A 7,532-nucleotide genomic window follows, 5' to 3' on the forward strand; every position below is an offset into this window, starting at 1 on the left:
AGTACAATGAAAGAATGGACACTTTTTATAGAAAGTGAGCGGATGATGGATGAAAGAAATAAAAATTTCAACAGAAACCATTACACTCGGACAATTTTTAAAACTAGCGAACGTCATCTCAACAGGTGGGATGGCGAAATGGTTTTTACAAACAAACGATGTATTTGTTAATGGTGAGCAGGAACAACGTCGCGGGCGAAAGCTGAAGGTAGGGGACGTTGTCGACATCAAAACAATCGGTACATTTACGATTTGTTCGTGAAGGTGGGAGCACCTTTGTTTTTGGAACAATTAACTTTAAAAAACTACCGCAATTATGAACAAGGTTGTTGGCAATTTCAAAATAAAGTAAACGTCATTTTAGGCGAAAATGCCCAAGGTAAGACGAACATCATGGAATCCATTTATGTTTTATCTATGGCGAAATCACATCGAACGACGAACGATAAAGATTTAATTCGTTGGGACGAAGATTATGCTAAAATAGAAGGTAAAGTAGGAAAGAAAAACGGGTCCATTTTTCTGCAACTAACTGTGTCAAAAAAAGGCAAGAAAGCAAAACTCAATCATATTGAACAGGCGAAGTTAAGCAGATATGTCGGGCACATGAACGTCGTCATGTTTGCTCCAGAAGATTTAAACCTTGTAAAAGGGAGCCCACAAATTCGAAGACGTTTTATCGACATGGAGATCGGTCAAGTATCTCCTGTTTACATGCATGAGCTTGGTCAATATCAAAAAGTGTTGCAACAAAGAAATCAATATTTGAAACTACTTCAGTCGAAAAAACAGACGGATGAAACGTTTCTTGATGTGCTTACAGAACAACTGGTAGAACTTGCAGCTAAGATCACGCTTAAAAGATACGAATTTATCGAATTATTACAAACGTGGGCAAAACCGATTCATGCTGAAATTAGTCGAGGTAATGAACAATTAGCTATTCACTATTGTCCTTCGGTTCATGTATTAGACAAACAACAATGGTCGAGAATAGTAGAAGTGTATAACGACAAGTTCGCACAAATAAAAACAAAAGAAATCGAACGAGGCACAACACTTATCGGGCCACATCGAGATGATTTATCGTTCACAATTAACGGAAAGGATGTACAAACGTTCGGTTCACAAGGACAACAACGAACGACGGCCCTTTCATTGAAACTAGCTGAAATTGATTTAATTTTTTCGGAAATTGGAGAGTACCCTATTCTTTTACTTGACGATGTCCTATCAGAACTGGATGATTTTCGCCAAACGCATTTGTTAAATGCTATACAAGGCAAAGTGCAAACATTCGTAACAACAACGAGCATAGATGGGATTGAGCATCGCGTTATTCGTGATGCAGATGTGTACGAAGTTGTCTCGGGACAAATGATGAGACGATAGTTGTTTATCAAACTCGGACGTATTGTCCGAAAAGGAAAGCGTAGGTGATCAATAGTGACGATGGAACAAAGGGAACAAATTGTTTATGATGAAAGTCAAATTCAAGTGCTCGAAGGATTAGAAGCAGTACGAAAAAGACCGGGGATGTATATCGGATCAACTGGACCGAAAGGATTACACCATCTCGTTTGGGAAATTGTCGACAACAGTATTGATGAAGCGCTAGCTGGATTTTGTACGGAAATCAACGTCATTGTTGAAGAAGACAATAGCATTACAGTTATCGATAACGGTCGGGGGATTCCAGTTGGCATTCATGAAAAAATGGGGAGACCAGCTGTTGAAGTAATTATGACTGTGTTGCACGCTGGAGGGAAATTCGGCGGCGGTGGATATAAAGTATCTGGCGGTTTGCATGGGGTCGGTGCGTCTGTTGTTAATGCGTTGTCAGAAGAACTAGAAGTATATGTACATCGCGATGGAAACATTCACTATCAAAAATATAAGCGCGGTGTGCCTTGTTCTGATTTACAAGTTGTAGGTGAGACAGATCGGACAGGAACAACGATTCATTTTAAGCCAGATCCGGAAATTTTTACAGAAACGACGGAGTATGATTACGATACACTCGCGCACCGTTTACGGGAGCTTGCTTTTTTAAACAAAGGCATTCGTATTACGCTAGAAGATCGACGCGGTGAAAAGCGACGCAACGAATACTACTATGAAGGCGGAATTTCTTCATACGTTAAACATTTAAATCGGACAAAAGAAACGCTTCACGAGGAACCAATTTATATTGAAGGGGAGAAAGACGGGATTCAAGTCGAAATTGCCCTACAATACAACGATGGTTATACAAGTAATATATACTCATTTGCGAATAACATTCATACACATGAAGGTGGTACGCACGAGTTAGGGTTTAAAACAGCTCTGACGCGAATTATTAATGATTATGGCCGTAAAAACAATATGTTTAAAGAACAAGATGCTAATTTAACAGGTGAGGACGTACGGGAAGGATTAACGGCCATCATCTCGGTGAAACACCCAGCACCACAGTTCGAGGGGCAAACGAAGACGAAACTCGGAAATAGTGATGCTCGTACGGCGACAGAGTCCATTTTTGCTGAACAATTTGAGAAGTTTTTACTCGAGAATCCATCCGTTGCAAAAAAAATCGTTGAAAAAGGAATTTTAGCTTCTCGAGCACGTTTAGCAGCGAAGCGAGCGCGAGAATTAACGAGAAGAAAAAACGCCCTTGAAGTATCAAGTTTGCCTGGGAAATTGGCAGATTGTTCATCGAGAGACCCAGCGATATGTGAACTGTATGTTGTTGAGGGAGACTCGGCAGGTGGTTCTGCAAAACAAGGACGCGATCGTCATTTCCAAGCGATTTTACCGTTGCGCGGAAAAATTATTAACGTTGAAAAATCACGTTTAGATAAAATTTTATCCAACAATGAAGTACGTGCGATTATTACAGCTCTTGGCACAGGAATCGGGGAAGATTTTGATATTACAAAAGCTCGTTACCATAAGATCATTATTATGACGGACGCCGATGTCGATGGTGCACACATTCGCACATTGTTATTGACATTTTTTTATCGCTACATGCGCGAGGTCATTGAACAAGGCTACGTTTACATCGCTCAACCACCTTTATATAAAATTCAGCAAGGAAAACGAATCGAATATGCATATAGTGATCGACAACTTGAAGAAATATTAACGCGGTTACCTGAACAACCAAAACCGGTCATTCAACGTTATAAAGGTCTTGGGGAGATGAATCCTGAACAACTTTGGGAAACAACAATGAATCCAGAAACGAGAACGTTGTTGAAAGTGAGTTTGCAAGATGCGATGGAGGCGGACGAAACGTTCGAAATTTTAATGGGGGACAAAGTCGAGCCGCGTAGACAATTTATTGAAGAAAATGCTAAATATGTAAAAAACCTGGATATTTAAACATGTCGGAGAGTGTTTGTTCACCCTCCCCTTGTTTTATTATTTTGGTAAGTAAGGGAGGTTCGTTGTTGTATGTCTGAACGAGTAAAAGAAGTGAGTATTAGTCAAGAAATGCGTGCATCGTTTCTTGACTATGCGATGAGCGTCATTGTATCTCGCGCGCTCCCTGATGTGCGTGACGGTCTAAAGCCGGTACATCGTCGTATTTTATATGCAATGCACGATTTAGGAATGACGGCGGACAAGCCTTACAAAAAGTCGGCACGTATTGTCGGTGAAGTGATCGGGAAGTATCATCCGCACGGAGATGCAGCGGTATACGATACGATGGTGCGGATGGCACAAGATTTCAACTATCGATATATGCTTGTAGATGGACATGGAAACTTCGGATCAATTGACGGGGATGCTGCAGCAGCAATGCGCTATACAGAAGCGAGAATGTCGAAAATTTCGATGGAGCTGTTGCGAGATATTAACAAAGACACGATTGATTACCAAGACAACTATGACGGTTCAGAACGAGAGCCAATTGTTTTGCCAGCTCGTTTCCCGAATTTGCTTGTGAACGGATCTTCAGGGATTGCGGTTGGGATGGCAACAAACATTCCGCCGCATCAACTTGGAGAAGTCATTGACGCTTTATTGGAGCTGATGAAAGATCCCGACATGACGATTGCTGAATTGATGGAATATTTGCCAGGACCTGATTTTCCGACAGGTGCGCAAATTATTGGGAGAGGCGGTATACGAAAAGCGTATGAAACAGGACGAGGTTCGATTACGTTGCGTGCCAAAGCAGAGATCGAGCAAAAAGAGAACGGAAAAGAAGTGATTATCGTCCGTGAGTTACCTTATCAAGTCAATAAAGCGAAGTTAATTGAAAAGATTGCTGAACTTGTGCGCGAAAAGAAAATCGACGGAATTACAGATTTACGTGATGAATCCGATCGAAGCGGTATGCGTATCGTTATTGAAGTACGAAGAGATGTGAGTGCTCATGTCGTACTTAACAATTTATACAAACAAACGGCTTTACAAACGAGCTTTGGTATCAATATGCTCGCGCTTGTTGATGGGCAACCGAAAGTATTAAATTTAAAACAATGTTTACAACATTATTTAGACCATCAAAAAATTGTTATTCGTCGTCGAACTCAGTTTGAGTTAAACAAAGCGGAAGCTCGCGCCCATATTTTAGAAGGACTACGCATTGCCCTCGATCACCTAGATGAAGTGATTGAGCTCATTCGTCAATCCGCGACCGTAGATGTAGCAAAAGAAGGGTTAATGACAAAGTTCCAGCTAAGCGAAAAGCAAGCGCAAGCTATTTTAGATATGCGTTTACAACGTTTAACGGGACTAGAGCGTGAAAAAATTGAACAAGAGTATGAGGAATTAGTCAAGCTCATTGCGCATTTAAAAGCCATTTTAGCCGATGAACAAAAAGTTTTACAAATCATTCGTGATGAATTGCTTGAAATTAAAGAGAAGTTCAACGATTATCGTCGCACAGAAATTGTAAATGGCGGTTTAGAAACTATTGACGATGAAGATTTAATTACTCGTGAAAATATCGTTGTTACATTGACGCATAGAGGATATATTAAACGTCTTCCAGTTTCGACATACCGAAGCCAGCGACGTGGAGGTCGTGGCATTCAAGGGATGAATACGAATGAGGACGATTTTGTTGAACATTTAGTTATTACATCGACACACGATATCGTTTTATTTTTTACAAACAAAGGGAAAGTTTATAAAGCAAAAGGATACGAAATTCCAGAGTTCAGTCGAACAGCAAAAGGCATTCCAATTGTTAACTTATTAAACATTGAAAAAGACGAAGTGATTAACACAGTTATTGCCATCGAACAGTTCCGAGAAGACGCATTTTTATTTTTTACAACAAAGCAAGGGACTGCTAAACGTTCTCCGTTGTCGTCGTTTGCTAACATCCGTAACCATGGTTTAATTGCTATTCATTTACATGAAGGTGATGAATTAATATCTGTAAAACTAACAGATGGTCATAAACATATAATTGTAGGGACGAAAAACGGAATGTTAATTCGTTTTCCAGAGACAGATGTCCGCTCCATGGGACGGACGGCTGCAGGTGTAAAAGCCATTACGTTATGTCCGGGTGACGAAGTCGTTGGTATGGAGAGTTTGAATGGCGACGAGGAAATTTTAATTGTAACGCGAAATGGTTATGGAAAACGGACACCAGCTTCAGAGTACCGTGTCCAAAGCCGTGGAGGAAAAGGAATTAAGACGTGTAACATTACTGAAAAGAACGGAGACGTTGTTGCTGTCAAAACAGTTACAGGCGAAGAAGACTTAATGCTAATGACCGCAAGTGGTGTAATGATTCGCATGGCAGTGAGCGATATTTCTGTCATGGGACGCAATACACAAGGTGTGAAACTCATTCGTCTTGATGAAGAAAACGAGCAGGAGTATGTCGCAACAGTAGCAAAGGTGCCAAAAGAAGAAAAAGAACAATTGCAAGAAGAATAGAGGGGGGGTTCCCCCCTATGCTTTACAAAGGCGGGGAGAAAGACGTGTTATTAGTAAAAACGGCTCAATTACAAGAAGGATGCATTTTAGCAGAAGACGTTGTCGGAAAATCGAATCGTGTCATCGTTCCGAAAAATACTGTATTAAACGCAAAACTGTTGATCGTGCTACAAAAATTTCTTGTTGACCAAGTACGTGTACAGTCAGTTCTCGTTGATGGCGGCACATTTCGGCCCAGTGAAATTGTTCAAGAAGATGTACCGAAAACAAAAGCTACAGACAATAAAGATATATTGACGTTATATTTAGAAGTCGTTCAACAATATAAACAAATGTTTCAAGGGTGGCAGGCTGGGTTACCTGTTGATATTGGCAAAGTACGTAAAATGTTTATGCCTTTGTTTGAAAAAGTGTTGGGATCAGAAAGAGAATTGCTCTTTTTTCATCACTACTCTACAAAATCGGAGTATTTATTTCATCATGCAGTAACAGTCGGCCTTCTTTCAGGTGCATTGGCGAAAAGAATGCAATATACAAAAGGGGACTATTGTCAAATTGCAATTGCCGGGTTATTAAGTGATTGTGGCATGGCAAAAGTTGACCCGAAAATACTTCACAAAAGTGCAGCGCTTACTCCGATGGAATATAAAGATATGCGTCAACATACCGTTTATGGATATAAAATGGTTCAAAAGATTACTGCATTACAAGAAGGGGTGAAACTTGCCGTTTTGCAACATCATGAGCGAAATGACGGCAGCGGATATTTACTTAGTGTTCAAGAAGAAAAAATTCACCCTTATAGTAAAATTGTTGCCGTTGCAGATGTTTATCATGCGATGATTTCTGAACGACCTTATCGTAATAAGCAATCGCCTTTTAAGGTGTTTGAACAAATTCATAAAGATTGTTTTGGGAAATTCGATCTTTCTGTCGTTCAAGCGCTAGCGTCGCTTTTAATGACCCTTTCTTTAGGAGCAAAAGTAAAATTATCAAATGAACAAATTGGGGAAATCATCTTTTTCGAACAAGATTTACCTATGTGTCCGATGATTAAGATAATTGATACAAACCAAATCATTTCACTGAAACATGAAAAAGATTTGTGTATTGAAGAGATTATAAAATGACAATGGCAATTGTCCATGTCATTTTATTTTTTTATAAAAAAGTGTTGACAATAACAATATGCTCTTGTATGATATATCTTGTGCTTGATGTTCTTTGAAAACTGAACAAAACAGCAGCGTGAAAGCTAGAGATATAAACTTTCTATGGAGAGTTTGATCCTGGCTCAGGACGAACGCTGGCGGCGTGCCTAATACATGCAAGTCGAGCGGACGAATCGAAAGCTTGCTTTTGATTCGTTAGCGGCGGACGGGTGAGTAACACGTGGGCAACCTGCCCTGTAGACGGGGATAACACCGAGAAATCGGTGCTAATACCGGATAACACGAAATGTCGCATGACGTTTCGTTGAAAGACGGCGCAAGCTGTCGCTACAGGATGGGCTCGCGGCGCATTAGCTAGTTGGTGAGGTAACGGCTCACCAAGGCGACGATGCGTAGCCGACCTGAGAGGGTGATCGGCCACACTGGGACTGAGACACGGCCCAGACTCCTACGGGAGGCAGCAGTAGG

Annotated in this window: 5 protein-coding genes and 1 rRNA gene; all 6 read left to right on the forward strand. The window is 40.6% G+C overall.

Translation table 11 applies throughout. From position 1 onward, the window contains the following. Positions 1-49 precede the first annotated feature (49 nt). Positions 50-262 carry a S4 domain-containing protein YaaA gene (yaaA, locus tag ETB99_RS09360; protein ID WP_004888458.1) on the forward strand — a complete coding sequence of 71 codons (213 nt, stop codon included), beginning with the start codon at positions 50-52 and terminating at the stop codon, positions 260-262. Between the two features lie 14 nt (positions 263-276). Continuing rightward, complete coding sequence (recF, locus tag ETB99_RS09365) at positions 277-1,392, forward strand: DNA replication/repair protein RecF (protein ID WP_035020227.1); 1,116 nt, start codon at positions 277-279, stop codon at positions 1,390-1,392. A 60-nt stretch (positions 1,393-1,452) separates the two neighbouring features. After that, complete coding sequence (gyrB, locus tag ETB99_RS09370; RefSeq protein ID WP_077429185.1) at positions 1,453-3,369, forward strand: DNA topoisomerase (ATP-hydrolyzing) subunit B; 1,917 nt, start codon at positions 1,453-1,455, stop codon at positions 3,367-3,369. A 72-nt stretch (positions 3,370-3,441) separates the two neighbouring features. After that, on the forward strand, positions 3,442-5,892 hold the full coding sequence (gene gyrA / locus ETB99_RS09375) for a DNA gyrase subunit A (RefSeq protein WP_077429080.1): 2,451 nt from the start codon (positions 3,442-3,444) through the stop codon (positions 5,890-5,892). A gap of 17 nt (positions 5,893-5,909) precedes the next feature. Further along, the gene (locus ETB99_RS09380) at positions 5,910-7,022 is read left to right on the forward strand and encodes an HD-GYP domain-containing protein (protein ID WP_077429079.1); all 1,113 of its coding nucleotides are present in this window, start codon (positions 5,910-5,912) and stop codon (positions 7,020-7,022) included. A gap of 141 nt (positions 7,023-7,163) precedes the next feature. After that, positions 7,164-7,532, forward strand: a 16S ribosomal RNA gene (locus ETB99_RS09385); the annotation flags it as partial.

It is taken from the genome of Anoxybacillus sp. CHMUD (assembly GCF_013096965.1).
GTDB lineage: Bacteria > Bacillota > Bacilli > Bacillales > Anoxybacillaceae > Anoxybacillus > Anoxybacillus kestanbolensis_A.